The sequence below is a fragment of the Corynebacterium sp. P3-F1 genome (genome assembly GCF_030503635.1).
Taxonomy (GTDB): Bacteria; Actinomycetota; Actinomycetes; order Mycobacteriales; family Mycobacteriaceae; genus Corynebacterium.
The window spans coordinates 1,150,668-1,165,028 of the sequence record NZ_CP129965.1 but is presented as its reverse complement, the minus strand read 5'-3'; the positions used below and the strand labels follow the sequence as shown (position 1 = coordinate 1,165,028).

The 14,361-nt window shown below is 60.4% G+C and carries 11 protein-coding genes; 5 read left to right on the top strand and 6 right to left on the bottom strand.

The window, feature by feature from the left end; translation table 11 throughout:
• The first annotated feature begins 120 nt into the window (after positions 1 to 120).
• Positions 121 to 1,308, top strand: a complete 1,188-nt coding sequence (gene glf, locus QYQ98_RS05395) for a UDP-galactopyranose mutase (RefSeq protein ID WP_302005892.1) — start codon at positions 121 to 123, stop codon at positions 1,306 to 1,308.
• Here the strand turns inward: glf and QYQ98_RS05390 are convergent.
• Positions 1,305 to 1,979 (bottom strand): GAP family protein, encoded by a 675-nt coding sequence (locus QYQ98_RS05390; RefSeq protein WP_302005891.1) that lies wholly within the window; start codon positions 1,977 to 1,979, stop codon positions 1,305 to 1,307. The genes glf and QYQ98_RS05390 overlap by 4 nt on opposite strands.
• Positions 1,980 to 2,053: 74 nt before the next feature.
• On the opposite strand from QYQ98_RS05390, the gene QYQ98_RS05385 reads away from it, so the two are divergent.
• Together QYQ98_RS05385 and QYQ98_RS05380 are read left to right on the top strand one after the other, a co-directional pair.
• Positions 2,054 to 2,626, top strand: coding sequence for a TetR/AcrR family transcriptional regulator (locus tag QYQ98_RS05385; RefSeq protein ID WP_302005890.1), 573 nt, complete (start codon positions 2,054 to 2,056; stop codon positions 2,624 to 2,626).
• A gap of 68 nt (positions 2,627 to 2,694) precedes the next feature.
• Positions 2,695 to 4,305, top strand: a complete 1,611-nt coding sequence (locus QYQ98_RS05380) for a sodium:proton antiporter (RefSeq protein ID WP_302005889.1) — start codon at positions 2,695 to 2,697, stop codon at positions 4,303 to 4,305.
• Here the strand turns inward: QYQ98_RS05380 and QYQ98_RS05375 are convergent.
• Positions 4,232 to 5,491, bottom strand: a complete 1,260-nt coding sequence (locus tag QYQ98_RS05375) for a glycosyltransferase family 87 protein (RefSeq protein WP_302005888.1) — start codon at positions 5,489 to 5,491, stop codon at positions 4,232 to 4,234. The genes QYQ98_RS05380 and QYQ98_RS05375 overlap by 74 nt on opposite strands.
• A 321-nt stretch (positions 5,492 to 5,812) precedes the next feature.
• On the opposite strand from QYQ98_RS05375, the gene QYQ98_RS05370 reads away from it, so the two are divergent.
• The gene (locus QYQ98_RS05370) at positions 5,813 to 6,049 is read left to right on the top strand and encodes a three-helix bundle dimerization domain-containing protein (protein ID WP_302005887.1); all 237 of its coding nucleotides are present in this window, start codon (positions 5,813 to 5,815) and stop codon (positions 6,047 to 6,049) included.
• A 661-nt stretch (positions 6,050 to 6,710) separates the two neighbouring features.
• Here the strand turns inward: QYQ98_RS05370 and QYQ98_RS05365 are convergent.
• A protein-coding gene (locus tag QYQ98_RS05365) for an IS3 family transposase (protein WP_302005886.1) occupies positions 6,711 to 7,900 on the bottom strand; the annotation gives its coding sequence in 2 pieces (ribosomal slippage) (positions 6,711 to 7,663 and positions 7,663 to 7,900; 1,191 coding nt in all).
• A 42-nt stretch (positions 7,901 to 7,942) separates the two neighbouring features.
• A protein-coding gene (locus QYQ98_RS05360; protein WP_302005885.1) for an IS3 family transposase occupies positions 7,943 to 9,171 on the bottom strand; the annotation gives its coding sequence in 2 pieces (ribosomal slippage) (positions 7,943 to 8,895 and positions 8,895 to 9,171; 1,230 coding nt in all).
• A 49-nt stretch (positions 9,172 to 9,220) separates the two neighbouring features.
• On the opposite strand from QYQ98_RS05360, the gene QYQ98_RS05355 reads away from it, so the two are divergent.
• Positions 9,221 to 10,294, top strand: a complete 1,074-nt coding sequence (locus tag QYQ98_RS05355; RefSeq protein ID WP_253577577.1) for an IS30 family transposase — start codon at positions 9,221 to 9,223, stop codon at positions 10,292 to 10,294.
• Between the two features lie 309 nt (positions 10,295 to 10,603).
• Here the strand turns inward: QYQ98_RS05355 and QYQ98_RS05350 are convergent, their stop codons facing one another.
• Both QYQ98_RS05350 and QYQ98_RS05345 read right to left on the bottom strand, forming a co-directional pair.
• Positions 10,604 to 10,828, bottom strand: coding sequence for a phosphopantetheine-binding protein (locus QYQ98_RS05350; protein ID WP_256019842.1), 225 nt, complete (start codon positions 10,826 to 10,828; stop codon positions 10,604 to 10,606).
• Positions 10,828 to 14,334 carry an isochorismate synthase gene (locus QYQ98_RS05345; protein WP_256019844.1) on the bottom strand — a complete coding sequence of 1,169 codons (3,507 nt, stop codon included), beginning with the start codon at positions 14,332 to 14,334 and terminating at the stop codon, positions 10,828 to 10,830. Before QYQ98_RS05345 ends, QYQ98_RS05350 begins: the two co-directional genes overlap by 1 nt.
• Positions 14,335 to 14,361: the final 27 nt, after the last annotated feature.

Genomic DNA, 14,361 nt, shown 5'->3' with positions numbered 1-14,361 from the left:
GTGGCAGCTGTGACTAATCTAGATCCTAGGATACGGATGTTACATCTGGTGTCAACGTGATTTCGTGGCGTGTCGCGTGTGCGCCGGACCCGCCCACCGCGCCCCGCTAGCCTTAGGCCTATGACTTATGACCTCATCGTCGTCGGATCCGGGTTCTTCGGCCTCACTATCGCCGAGCAGGCAGCTTCTGAGCTGGGCAAGAAAGTTCTAGTCGTCGAAAAGCGGGAGCACATCGGCGGCAACGCCTACTCCGAGAAAGAACCGGAAACCGGCATCGAGGTGCACAAGTACGGCGCCCACCTCTTCCACACCTCCAATGACCGCGTGTGGGAGTACGTCAACCGCTTCACCGATTTCACCGACTACCAGCACCGCGTCTTCGCCATGCACGACGGCACGGCGTACCAGTTCCCGATGGGCCTGGGCCTGATCAACCAGTTCTTCGGCCGCTACTACAGCCCGGACGAGGCCAAGGCGCTCATCGAGGAGCAGCGCGAAGGCAAGGACCCGGCCGAGGCCACGAACCTGGAGGAGCGCGGCATCGCGCTGATCGGCAAACCGCTGTACGACGCCTTTGTCAAGCACTACACCGCCAAGCAGTGGCAGACCGATCCCACGGACCTGCCGCCGGAGATCATTTCCCGCCTACCGGTGCGCTACACCTTCAACAACCGCTACTTCAACGACAAGTACGAGGGTTTGCCCGTCGACGGGTACGCGGCCTGGCTAGAGAACATGGCGTCGCACGAGCTTATCGACGTCCGCCTCAACACCGATTGGTTCTCCGTCCGCGACGAGCTCCGCGCGCAGTCCCCGGAGGCCCCCGTCGTCTACACAGGCCCGCTCGACCGCTACTTCGACTATGCGGAGGGCCGCCTCGGCTGGCGCACCCTCGACTTCCAGCAGGAAGTCCTGGACACCGGCGACTTCCAGGGCACCCCGGTGATGAACTACAACGACGCTGACGTCCCGTACACGCGCATCCACGAGTTCCGCCACTTCCACCCCGAGCGCGACTACGGCGACGACAAGACCGTCATCGTCAAGGAGTACAGCCGCTTCGCCGAGGACGACGACGAGGTCTACTACCCGATCAACACCCCGGAAGACCGCGCGAAGCTAGAAGCTTATCGACGCCTCGCCGCCGCCGAATCCCGCGACAACAAGGTCCTTTTTGGCGGCCGTCTGGGCACCTACCAGTACCTGGACATGCACATGGCCATCGGCGCCGCCCTGTCCGTCTTTGACAACCACGTCCGCCCCTACTTCGAGGACGGCAAGGCCATCGACCAGCCGCGCGGGCACTAGCGGATAGCGCCCACGCTGTTGGCCACCATGTAGATGCCGACGATCGCCGCGATCCACAGCAGCGTCACCTTGGCCTCGTACTGAAGGCGGGGGACGGCCTTTTCAAGGCGGGGGAAGAATCTCTGTCCCGCTACGAGGGCGATCGCCGCAAGGATTACTGTCGGCGCGACCATGATGCCGCAGTACGCGGCGATGGCCGCTACCTGTCCTGCAATGGGCGTATCCCAGTCGCTGATGATTCCCATAGCTGCAATGTAGGGAAGCATTGTCGCCGCTTCCGTCAGCGAGGCTCCGAGCCCCAAGGCGATCATCTTGGGCACGCTGGTGTGGATGGGCTTGTTCAACTGTTTCGGCAGCTCACCCGGTGCAGGTTTGACTGGGTCGGGTGCGAAGATTCCGTAGATGGCTAGAAGCGCGCCGAGGATCAGTGTGATCCACGGAAAGACGGGGGTATCGGTGATTCGCTCTACATAAGAGCTGAGGCCGGTGAACCCGAGGAGCATGGCCACTCCAAGAGCGAAATACACCGCCGCGACGGTGAGGAGGTACGTGGCGAGTGCGGGTACGCGCACGCTGCGCCACACGAGAATGAGAGCCAACGGAATGACCAGGGTGCCGATGCTCAAGCTGTCGAGCAGAGCCAAGCCAATGAGCGGAAGGAGGGTCTGCATGGCGGGAACCTTCTGTGTCGTACGAACGTAAGGGACCCTTACGAACGTACGGCAGGCTAAGCTGGTGTGCAACCATGAACAATTTCTCGTTGGACCACCAGTTCTCGGAATCGTCCGCTGCCGTTGCGGATGCGACCATCCGGATCATCGCGTCACGTGGCCTCGACGCAGTCAGCGTGCGCGAGGTGGCCAAGGAGTCAGGATTCGCCGCGGGATCCGTGCAGTACCATGCCCCGAACAAGGAGATCCTGCTGGCGCACGCGTTCATCCGCTCCATCCAGAGGCAGACAGCCCGCGTGAATGCGGCACACGTGCCCGACGATGCATTCGAGGCCTGGGTCGTCCGGCTCTCCGAGCTCCTCCCCCTCGGTGGCGAGCGCCAGGAGGACGCCACGATCTGGGTCACCTACGGTTCCGCCTCGGTGACGCGTGAATGGATAGCCGACCTCTACGGTCAGGTCCTCCGCGACTTCCAGAAAGCAGTCGTGGAGGTGTTGGGCGACAGTGACCATGCCGAGCGCAAAGCGCGGCTGATCACGGCGCTGGTGAACGGCCTGACCATCGACAATCTGGTGGCGCCCGCTTCGGAGGCAGATCGGGTTGTCGGCGACCTCCGCGCAGGTTTGCGTTTGATCCTCGGCGTTTAGCTTCCTAGTATCGTCGCGGCAGACCTGCAGCAACAAAGAATGTCCGGTGGCTTAGCTACGATTGCCCCGTGACTGTCTTCCTCGCCGTCATCGGCCTCCTCCTTGCCACTGCTCTCGTCGCCTCCATCGGCGAGCGAACAGGTTTGCCGTGGCCTGCGCTGCTCACCATCGCAGTCGCTCCGGTGCTGTTCATTCCCGGCATTGAGACGGTCAGCTTGGACACCGAGCTGATCCTGCCGGTCTTCCTACCGCCGTTGTTGTGGTCGTTGGCCCGCCGCACGAGTTGGGCCATGATCCGCGCGCAGGTGCACGTCGTGCTCGTGATGTCGGTGGTGCTGGTCTTCCTCACTGTTGCGGCGCTGACGGCGACAGCAATGTGGCTCATGCCCGGCATCGGTCTCGCGGGAGCGATGGTGCTGGCAGCGGCGATCGCGCCGCCCGACCCGGTGGCTGTCGATGCCGTCGCTGGCCCCGCAGGCATTCCGAAACGCATCACCGGCACACTTCAGACGGAGGGATTGTTCAACGACGCGGCTTCCATCGTCGCGTTCAACGTAGCGCTCGCCGCCCTCGTTGCCGGGGGTGAGGTGGACTTCGGCGAGGGGTTCCTGAAATTCCTCTACTCCGCCGCTGCCGCCGTCATCATCGGTCTGGTGGTCGGCCGCTTGGCGGCGATGTTCCTCAACAACGTCCCCGATTCCGTCATCCGCACCGCCTTCACATGGGTGCTCCCATTCGCCATTTACGTTGCGGCCGAGGAAGTTCACGCTTCGGGCGTGATCGCCATCGTGATCGCCGCCGTCGAGATGTCGTCGCGCGCATCACTCACCGCCGAGGACCGCCTCTCCGGCCAATCATTCTGGGAGACAGTGGAGTTGCTGTTCACCGGTGTAGCCTTCGGCCTGATCGGTATGAGCGTGCGTGACGCGATCGACGACGCGGGGACCAAAGTCATGGAAGCCATCCTCATCGGGCTCGTGCTCTCCGCCGTCGCTTTCGTCGTGCGTTTCGCCTGCATGTGGGTGCTCTACATGATCAAGAAACGCATGAACCGCACTGACGTGGCGCCGTTGCGCTTGCAGGAAGTGCTGCTCATGACCTGGGCCGGCATGCGCGGCTTGGTCACCTTGGCGCTCGTGCTGTCCGTTCCCGCCGGAACAACCCAGTACCACCACGAGTTCTCCGTCATCGCACTCAGTGTCCTCACGTTCACCATGGTCATTCCCGGCCTGCTTCTGCCGTGGCTGGTGGGCAAGCTCGACCTGGACTCCGGTCCGGACGCGCAAGGCGACCGGGTGAACGCCGAACTCAATCAGCGGGTGTACGTCGCGGCCCGCAAGGCTGTGCAACGACATGGCCCGGAGTACGCGCCCGAAGCCTACGACATGGTTCAGGAGTGGCTGAACCTCATGGCAGAGAAGAGGGATGTGGACCCGGAGGGTTCAAAGGAGCGTCGAAAAGCGTTTGCCCAAGCGCGGCAAGCTGCCGCTGAGATGCAACGAATCGCGCTTGAAGCCGCAACCGCTGAGATGCAGCAAGCGCGCCGGGAGCGGCGCTACAACCCGGCAGACGTGGACGCGGTGCTCGACGAGATCGACCGGATGGTCATCGCGAGTGAGCGGGACGCTTTCGCGTCGCCGGGGCAGATGCTCGCGCGACAAGACCCCATGCAGCGATGATGAACGGCAGGGTCATGAACATAAACCCCGGCATGTGAATGACCATCTCGTCGAATGCGGCGTTGCCGGTCGCGGGCCAGAGAGGATTCGCGACCACGAAGAGCAGCGCCAAGACCGTGACGGGCCAGTGCATGGGGGAATGGGGGCGGCACACGGTGAGCACAAACGGGATGAACCAGATGGCGTAGTAGTTCTGCATCAAGCCGCTGACCATGAATCCGCCGGCGAAGCACACCGCAACCGCGGTGAAGCTGAACATCACCGGGTCCACTTCCTTCCAGCGCCACAGCGTGACGACGGCCGCCAGCGTTCCCACGAGCGTCAGCACCGTCAGCGCCGTCACCGTTGCATCCGACCATCCGAGCACGATTCCGAGTCCGCCGATCGAACCGTTGAAACGGGGCCGCGGCTCACTGAGGTAGGGGACGAGGTTGGTGAAAAACAGCTCTGGCTGCGCAATGGTGAACCACCCGAAAGTGAACAGGGCCGCAGCTACCAGGGCTGCAATGACGACCACCGCGACCTGGAAGTAGGCCAGCGACACGATGAACAGGACACCGAATTGCGGCTTGATAGACACAGCGATTCCAGCCACCGCGCCCGCAAACCAGGCTTCAGGCCGGTTGAAATGTCCCAGCCATCCCGCGCCCTGCGACTGGAGACGCAGAGACAACCAGACAAACAGGACCTCGAGCAGCAGCATGAACCCGTTGATATTCGTCAGCGCGAGTGTCCAACGGATTGGCTCCGGGGTGACGAAGAAGAAGCTGACCGTCAGTGGGAACGCGTAGTGGAACCAGCGCGGAGCGGCCATCCAGGATGCCAAGGCGATCGCACCGATGATGCAAGCCGCGCCCAAATACGCCATCGCTGCCCGCGCCATTGATTCCGTGGGGAACAAGGCCACCGGCGAAATCAACACGGTGCCTGCAGGACTGTACAGATAGTGCGGCATATCGATGGTGTAGTCCGAGTTGAACACCGGCTCGCCTGCAAAGTACTCGTTCGCTGCTGTCCAGATCGGAGTGAAGTCCGTTCCCGGATTGACCAGAGGCAGCATGAACGCTGAGCGCAGCAGAACAAAGCCCATCAGGGTGTAGAGCAGTGGCGCTGCCACGTTGCGTCCCGGGGCGGTTTCTCGGATGGCGGGGATGCGGCGGGTGAGCGCGGTGTCGTCGATAAGCACAGCGGGAGACTAGCACGCCAAAAAGGGCTGGCGGTTGACTCAAGGTGTCCGTCAGATTAACTAAAGTGTTCATATTTGTTGGATAAAGGTGAACTGCAGATTAACGAAAGGGCGCCGATCGCCCATGCAGACTTTTATTCATCGCATAATAGCAGCGCAAACAGTATTTAAATGGTTGACGTACATCAATGCTTGAGGTTCACCAACCATCTACTAAAGTTAACGCCAGGTTAACAAAGAGCGAAGCTCGAAACCTTGTCCGGGGTTTCCCTCGGACACACCTTCAACTTCATGGCAATCAGAAAACGAAAGGAGGATGCCATGATCGCAATCAACAATATTTCCAAGGACCTGCACGCTCGGTTCGATGAGGAGCTCGGCGCACACATCGTCGAGACTATCTTCCGCGACACCTTGAGCGAGCACCTGCAGCGTGCGACGGTGACCGATTGGGTTCCCGTGCTCGCCAACCGCGATGCAGCTGACAAGCTCGCGCGCTTCGCAGACGGCACCCTCGATACCGGTGACCACCACTCCGGATCTTTGATTGCCGCATAACGCGAACCGAATCTGCCTCGTTCCAGAACTTTCTGGAGCGGGGCTTTTTCGTTATACGTTCACGGCTTAAGTTCTAGTGGTCGTTGCAACACTGATCTGAAGGGTTGGTGTTGGTGATGACGGTGTCACGGTGGGATCCACCGGTTGAGGAGATCACTCGGTTCCACCAGTTGGTGGTGGGTGATGGTTTGTCGGTGCGTGCGGCTGGGCTGGATCTGGGATGGTCGTTAGCTACGGCGTATCGGATTGCGCATCGTGATGGGTTACCACTGCGGAATAAGACGTTGTCGTCACAGGTGGTTGACGAGATTGTTGCGTTGTTTGCCCAGAATGTCGCGCCAATGGATATTGTGCGGCGGTTGGGTGTGAATCCTTCGTCGGTATACCGGGTGGGGATATCGATTGGTGCGCGGCCCCGTCCTGCTCCTGAGGGTCGGCGGGCTGTGGCTACGGCGCGGCGAGTGGAGTATTTGGAGCTTCGGGCCTGTGGGTTGGATCGTCGTTCTGCTGCAGCTGCGTGTGGGATGGGGTTACGTGGTGCGCTTGATGTTGACAAGGGGGTGATTAAAACACGTGGTCGGCGTGTGCCGTTTGTGCCTGATGGCCAGGCAGTTTATCGCTATAAACGGCTTATGCTGAAGCGTCCTGGTTTTCGTTCCGCTTATTGAACGCCCAACGGGTGGGCGTGTGATTGTTGATAGTAGGCGTCTTCCATCTCTTGTGGAGTGATGTATCCCAATGACTCGTGCAGGCGATGGTTATTCCACCAGTACACCCAGCGAAGGGTCGCGATCTCGACTTCCCCAACCGACGCCCACGGCCGGTGGGGATAGATCAGCTCGGTCTTGTATAGACCGTTGACCGTTTCCGCCAACGCGTTGTCGTAGGAATCGCCGACGGTGCCAACGGACGGATCAATCCCAGCGTGAGCAAGCGCCTCACTGTAACGAATGGACACGTACTGCGAGCCGCGATCGCTGTGATGGACAAGTCCTTCAGCACGGAGATCACCTGCGTGATAAAGAGCATGCTCAAAAGCCTCAAGAGGCAGCTCATCGGTGCGCATGCTCGCCCTGGTGGCAACCCCGACAATCTTGCGGGAGTACGCATCGGTGATGAACGCGGTGTACGCAAACCCCGACAGGGTACGCACGTAGGTGATGTCAGCGACCCACAGCCGGTGCGGCGCTGACGCGGTGAAGTCACGATTGACCAGATCAGGACGACAATCCGGGACATCAGCCCGAAGCGTTGTGATCGGAGTGCGGCCCCTTCTGCGGCCTTGGATGCCGGCGAGTTTCATCAACCGTGCCGTCTGATCACGACCGATGTCCCAGCCGGCGCGCTGCATGGCCTTCCACATCTTGCGTACCCCGTACACGCTGAAGTTGTCCTCGAAGACTTTCACCAATTCGGGGATAAGCAGCGCGTCTGACAAGCTCCTGGCCGACGGGGCTCGTGTTTTCGCTGCTCGGTAGCCACGAGAGGTGATAAACCCACATTCTGTCTGCCTTAACGTGCGACAGATGGCCTCGACCCCGAAGCGATCGCGATACGTGTCGATGTATTCGATCATCTTCTGGTGGGACGGTCGAGTTCCGCTGCGAAAAAAGCTGAAGCGGTCTTCAAGATCTCGTTTGCCCTGCGCAGCTCTTTGTTCTCTTGCCGCAGACGCTTCAGTTCGTCGTCGACCGACTCGCCAGTGCTCCGCTGAACGTCGGGGGACGCTTTGACAGGTTTCAACCAGTTGTTGAGCGTGTGCGCCGAGACACCGAGCTTCTCGCCGATCTCCTCCGCCGCCGCCCACTTCGAGCACCCCTCAAGCTCAACGAGCTCCTCGGCTAACCGCACCGCCTTGTCCTTGAACTTGAAGCGTCCTGGTTTTCGTTCCGCTTATTGAACGCCCAACGGGTGGGCGTGTGATTGTTGATAGTAGGCGTCTTCCATCTCTTGTGGAGTGATGTATCCCAATGACTCGTGCAGGCGATGGTTATTCCACCAGTACACCCAGCGAAGGGTCGCGATCTCGACTTCCCCAACCGACGCCCACGGCCGGTGGGGATAGATCAGCTCGGTCTTGTATAGACCGTTGACCGTTTCCGCCAACGCGTTGTCGTAGGAATCGCCGACGGTGCCAACGGACGGATCAATCCCAGCGTGAGCAAGCGCCTCACTGTAACGAATGGACACGTACTGCGAGCCGCGATCGCTGTGATGGACAAGTCCTTCAGCACGGAGATCACCTGCGTGATAAAGAGCATGCTCAAAAGCCTCAAGAGGCAGCTCATCGGTGCGCATGCTCGCCCTGGTGGCAACCCCGACAATCTTGCGGGAGTACGCATCGGTGATGAACGCGGTGTACGCAAACCCCGACAGGGTACGCACGTAGGTGATGTCAGCGACCCACAGCCGGTGCGGCGCTGACGCGGTGAAGTCACGATTGACCAGATCAGGACGACAATCCGGGACATCAGCCCGAAGCGTTGTGATCGGAGTGCGGCCCCTTCTGCGGCCTTGGATGCCGGCGAGTTTCATCAACCGTGCCGTCTGATCACGACCGATGTCCCAGCCGGCGCGCTGCATGGCCTTCCACATCTTGCGTACCCCGTACACGCTGAAGTTGTCCTCGAAGACTTTCACCAATTCGGGGATAAGCAGCGCGTCTGACAAGCTCCTGGCCGACGGGGCTCGTGTTTTCGCTGCTCGGTAGCCACGAGAGGTGATAAACCCACATTCTGTCTGCCTTAACGTGCGACAGATGGCCTCGACCCCGAAGCGATCGCGATACGTGTCGATGTATTCGATCATCTTCTGGTGGGACGGTCGAGTTCCGCTGCGAAAAAAGCTGAAGCGGTCTTCAAGATCTCGTTTGCCCTGCGCAGCTCTTTGTTCTCTTGCCGCAGACGCTTCAGTTCGTCGTCGACCGACTCGCCAGTGCTCCGCTGAACGTCGGGGGACGCTTTGACAGGTTTCAACCAGTTGTTGAGCGTGTGCGCCGAGACACCGAGCTTCTCGCCGATCTCCTCCGCCGCCGCCCACTTCGAGCACCCCTCAAGCTCAACGAGCTCCTCGGCTAACCGCACCGCCTTGTCCTTGAACTCGTCACTGAACTTCCTAGGCATGGTCCAATCCTCCTCTAGAAACGATCGGAACTAAACCCAGGACACTTCAATGCAGGTTCTTGCGTATGTTGATGGCCGGGTCAGTGTTCCGGTGGAGGTGTTGCCGCAGGCTGCGGTGGAGAAGGTGATTGACCGGCGGTACTTGTCGTTGGTGGAGCGGGAGCGCATCGCGGATCGGGTGAATCGGAATTTATCGGTTCGGGCGATTGCGCGTGAGCTTGGGCGTGATCCGGGGACGATTTCGCGCGAGATTAGTCGCAATAGTGGTGATGATGGCATTTATCGCCCGTATGAGGCGCACCGGAAGTCAACGCTTCGGAGGTTTCGGCCGAAGGTGTCGAAGATTGCGGCGAATCCGCGGTTGAAACAGCAGGTGTGGCAGTGGTTGCGGATGGAGTTTTCCCCTGAGCAGGTGGCTGGCCGGTTGCGCAGGGAATTCCCTGGCGATGAGACTATGCATGTGAGTCATGAAACGATCTATCAAGAGCTGTATTGCCAGGCCAGAGGCGAGTTGAAGAAGGTGGTGGCCCATGCCCTTCGTACGGGGCGGACGCGGCGTAAACCGCGTGGTCAGCGTGTTGCGAGGAGTCGGTTTATTGATCCGATGATCATGATTGCCGATCGTCCTGCTGTTGTTGAGGATCGGGCTGTGCCGGGGCATTGGGAGGGTGATCTGATTATCGGTGCAGGTGGAAGGTCTGCGATTGGGACGTTGGTGGAGCGGACGACGCGGTATGTGATGTTGCTGCATTTGCCGGATGGGCATGGTGCGGTGGCGGTGCGTGATGCGCTGGTGGAGGCGATTATGACGTTGCCGCAGCATCTTCGGGGGTCGTTGACCTGGGATCAGGGTTCAGAGATGGCTGGTCATAGGTCGTTTAGCATTGCGACGGATTGTCCGGTGTATTTCTGTGATCCGGGGTCGCCGTGGCAGCGGGGGACGAATGAGAACACTAATGGGTTGTTGCGTCAGTATTTTCCGAAAGGTGCGGATTTGAGTGTTTATGGGCGGGAGGAGTTGGAGCTTGTTGCTCATCGGTTGAATTGTCGGCCGCGTAAGACGTTGGGTTTTGCTACTCCTGCGGAGCGGATGGCGGAGCTGTTAGGTTTAGCTGAAAGCTAGGAAATGTTGCAACGACCCCTAGAATCCGCCCGCCCTCGCAGGGGACAAATGCTGTTGGGGTGTAGCGGAGGTAGGTAACTGCCGGCGTGGGGGTCTAACTTCGGGGCGTTTAGGACATTTGTCCCGGATGACCCGTGGAAAGTGCAGCGTTGAGCGTGGAGAGTGGAGGCACGGGTGAGGTTTGGAGGGTGGACCATGGCGAGTGGAGACCCTCACGGTGCGTCCGCGTGTACACGTGACCGAGTCATGCCACACCCACCTGCATCTGTTCGGGTGTCAGCCTGTTGCCCGCCTAGACCCACATCTAGCTTAACTATCCAGCAGTTCGAACCAGGCCGTCAGCCGAGTATCCTCCGCTAAGTCGGCGAAGCTCACATCGTAGCCTTTCTCCTGCAGCCAAGTGAGAACCGTAACTAGCTGCAGAGAGTTCATACCCTGGTCATAGAGTTCCTCGGAAACCTCGATCTCCGCTGGCTCCATCTTCATCGTCTCGGCTACACATCCGCGCAACTGGTCTTCAGTGATTGGTTCCATTAGTTCGCTACCTCAATCTTCCGTTCGGCCGTGCTATCTGCGTTGTTCTGTTGGATTCGTTTATTCACTTTGCCCACCCCGGTGGTGGGGAACTCCTCCACGATGTGCACGTGGTCCGGTACTGCGAACCGCGCGATACCGGCAGCCCGAGCATGCTTCCGGACAGCAAGTGGCGTTAGATCATCCACCCCATCCCTCAGGATCACATAGGCCGTGATGGCTTCGCCCAGATTGTCGTCCGGAGTGCCAACCACCGAAACATCGTGGATATCCGGATGGCTGAGCAACGCGTTTTCGACTGCTTCCGGAGCCACCTTTTCCCCACCGCGGTTGATCTGATCCTTTGCCCGGCCGACAACCGTCAGAGCACTATCGTCGACGGTGACGATGTCGCCAGTAATGTAAAAGCCATCTTCGGTGAATGCCCTAGAGTTGATCTCTTCAGCACGGTGATAGCCCCGGATCGTGTACGGCCCGCGGGTGAGTAGGTGTCCGGGGTGGCCTTCGGGGAGGGGGAGCATGGCGTCATCAACAATGCAAATCTCATCGTGGCTGCTCATGGGGCGACCCTGTGTATTGATTATTTCCTCGGTCGAGGCGTTTAACGGTGTGAAGTTTACGAGTCCCTCAGCCATGCCGAAAACCTGTTGCAGTTGACAGTCGAGTTCCGGCCGGATGCGGCGGGCCACCTCGGCAGATAGCTTCGCCCCACCCACCCATAGCGTGCGCAGAGTGCGTAGGTCGTGGCGATCGCGGGCCGGTGCATGGAGAATGCCCAGTACCGCCGGAGGTACCAGGGCGAGGTGAGTCGCACCGTGGCGGTCAATGGCAGGCAGCAGATCGCTGGGCATCGGTGATTTGGCGAAAACGATGTGCGCTCCGCGCAGCAGCGCACCCAGAATTCCCGGCGAGCTGAGAGTGAAGTTATGCGCCGCGGGCAAAGCGACGAGCAGGCAAGATTCCGTCTCCAAGTCACAGGCTTGCAACGCACAACGGATCGAATAGAGATAATCCGCATGGGTTCGCGGGATTAGCTTCGGTAGGCCGGTCGTGCCACCGGAGAGTTGCAGGAACGCAAGCTCGTCTGCTTCTACATCGGCGGTTGGAGGGGCGGGTGACTCTTCGTTTGCAGCCTCCGAGTGCCCCGTTGATTCGGTAGCCCAGGGAGATTCGGCGGTCTCGTCGATGAGGATCGCTCGAACAGTGCGGCCATCGTCCAGCGGCTCTTGTAGCGTGGCGTGGACGCCCGCAAGGTGCCGATCGGGGCGTGACGTGCTGATGTAGAAGCGTGCTGGCGCGTGGCTGGCGAAGTGGCGCACCTCCGTGGAGCCGAGGTCAGGCAAGGCGAAGATGGGAATGGCGCCGAGCTTCCATAATGCCAAGAGAGTTTCGAGGAACACCACACTATTGGGAAGCTGCAGGATGCAGCCATCGCCCCGGCGTACTCCGGCTTGGTGAAGGTAGTGGGCGGCGGTCTCGACGCTGTTGTCTAGTTCGTGCCAGGACAGGCTGCGGTGGCCGTCCGTCGTGGCGGGTCGATTGGGAAAGGTGGCAACCGTTTGCTGGAAGACATCCCAGTGGGTGTGGTGGGTCCATATTCCCTGGCGGTGGTATTCCTGCGCGAGGGTACGGGGCATGTGGTTGGCCAGTACCTCTGGGCCGTGGCTTCCGTTAAGCGGGCTGAGGTGGGGCTCGGGATTGGGCGCTATGTGTGCTGACGGGGGCTGCGCGGTGCCTTCTGTATCTCCCTTTGCGGCCAGTCCCAACAGCGCACGCACCGGACCGAGTTTGAAGTTGGTTTCCTCGATCTCCTGGTCTGGCTGGGATTCGGCAACGATTCCGCCGCCGGCTCGGGCAGACACTTGGGAGCCTTGAACCGTGGCACTTCGGATAGCTACCCGCCACTCGCCATCGCCGTGGGAATCTGCGTATCCGATGGCGCCGCCGTACAGACCCCGCTCCGGCTCCTGCTGGCGCAAAAAGTCCAACGCAGCAGCGGACGGTGCTCCATTGACTGCCGGAGTGGGGTGTAGCAACGCAGCCAACTCCAGAACGGAGGTATCAGGGTTCCGCAACGTGCCTTCGATATGGGTTCCTAGGTGCCAGGTGTGCGACGTGGCGGTCAGCGTGGGTAATTCCGGAACGTGTAGCTGAGTACACAGGGGTTCAAGAACCTTCCGGATGGCCGTGGTCACGAAGCGGTGCTCGGCGATGTCTTTGTGGGAGAGCGTGAGCTCAATTGCCCGCGCCCAGTCCGTCACCGGGTCCTCCGATCGAGCGATAGTTCCGGCCAGCGGGTGGGAAACAATCCGCGCGCCTTCCTTGCGGATCAGTAGCTCCGGGCTAGATCCCACGAAGAAAGCTTCTTCGGGGCCGTTAGTCGTAGCTACCAGGTGCCCGTGCCCCGTGGCGGAGGTTTCCATGAACCCTCGTAGCAGGGCTTCCGGCTCCACAGGGCTAGCCAGCGTGTACTCCTCCTCGCGGGAAAGCACCACCTTTTGAAACTCGCCACGCCCAATCGCCTCCACGGCACGGCTAACCCGCCGGCCATGCTCTTGCAGGCTGGGGCGTTGTGAGATGTCCACCACGTCGGGAACCAATGGAGCCGTCTTCCAACGCGGAGCTCCCGCGTGCCGCTGAAAGCTCTCGGGGGCCAGCAATACCGGTGCTGTGTCTGGATCGAAGGGCAGCGCTCCCACCACGACGTCTTCCCGTCCTGCCTCCGCCGCCCTACGAAGTGCTGCGGCGGCTTGCTCTACCGTGCCATAACGAGTTTTGACGCCGCAGGTTGTCAGAGTCTGGTCGCTGTCGCTCATGACAAAGCTGGGTGGGCCACTAGCCTCCCCACTGGGCGGACCATCGTGCACCTCCAGCTGTTTCAGCGCGCTGGCCGTATCCAGGCTTCTTCCACAGCGCTTGGCTACCCAATCAATCGTTTCCTGGTGGTCCTGTGCCGTGAAATCCGCAATTCCGTCCGTGATCACAAACGGCTGAATGTCCTTCATAAACGCATCCACCGCGGTGACCTTGCAGCCCATGTGGCCATATACCCCGGTGATAATTAGCTGATCCCGCCGAGCGAAAGCCAGCGACTGGTAAAGGTCCGTGCGCTCGAATGCGGAATAGCGCCACTTCGTGAGTATCTGGTGATGCTTGCCTGGCGCCAACTCTTTGATGATCGACGCTTCCTCGGCTGTTTGTAAACCTTGTCCCCACATATCGCTTAAGAGCCCTCGTCGGGTGGGGTGCTGTTGCGGCGGCTGGGCGGAATAGAACACAGGAATACCCAGCTGATCCGCCGTGGTGATGAGGCGCGCGATGTTGGCGAGCGCCGAGTGTAGCGGTTCTTTGTTCCAGTCATAGGCAGCTAGGAAGTACTTCTGCATGTCGTGCACCAGCAGTGCTGCGCGTGCGGGCTCCAGGGCCCAGGATCTCGCCGGACAATCGGCGGGCAGTGTGGTGGATGGAGTGGGGATGGGATAGGGCGAAATGGGTGGAATCGCCATAGAGATAACCTTTCGTTGGGCTGGTGG

Coding starts and splice junctions, on each gene's coding strand:
- glf (WP_302005892.1), top strand. CDS start 121: ATGACTTATGACCTCATCGTCGTCGGATCCGGGTTCTTCGGCCTCACT.
- QYQ98_RS05390 (WP_302005891.1), bottom strand. CDS start 1,979: ATGCAGACCCTCCTTCCGCTCATTGGCTTGGCTCTGCTCGACAGCTTG.
- QYQ98_RS05385 (WP_302005890.1), top strand. CDS start 2,054: ATGAACAATTTCTCGTTGGACCACCAGTTCTCGGAATCGTCCGCTGCC.
- QYQ98_RS05370 (WP_302005887.1), top strand. CDS start 5,813: ATGATCGCAATCAACAATATTTCCAAGGACCTGCACGCTCGGTTCGAT.
- QYQ98_RS05355 (WP_253577577.1), top strand. CDS start 9,221: ATGCAGGTTCTTGCGTATGTTGATGGCCGGGTCAGTGTTCCGGTGGAG.
- QYQ98_RS05350 (WP_256019842.1), bottom strand. CDS start 10,828: ATGGAACCAATCACTGAAGACCAGTTGCGCGGATGTGTAGCCGAGACG.
- QYQ98_RS05345 (WP_256019844.1), bottom strand. CDS start 14,334: ATGGCGATTCCACCCATTTCGCCCTATCCCATCCCCACTCCATCCACC.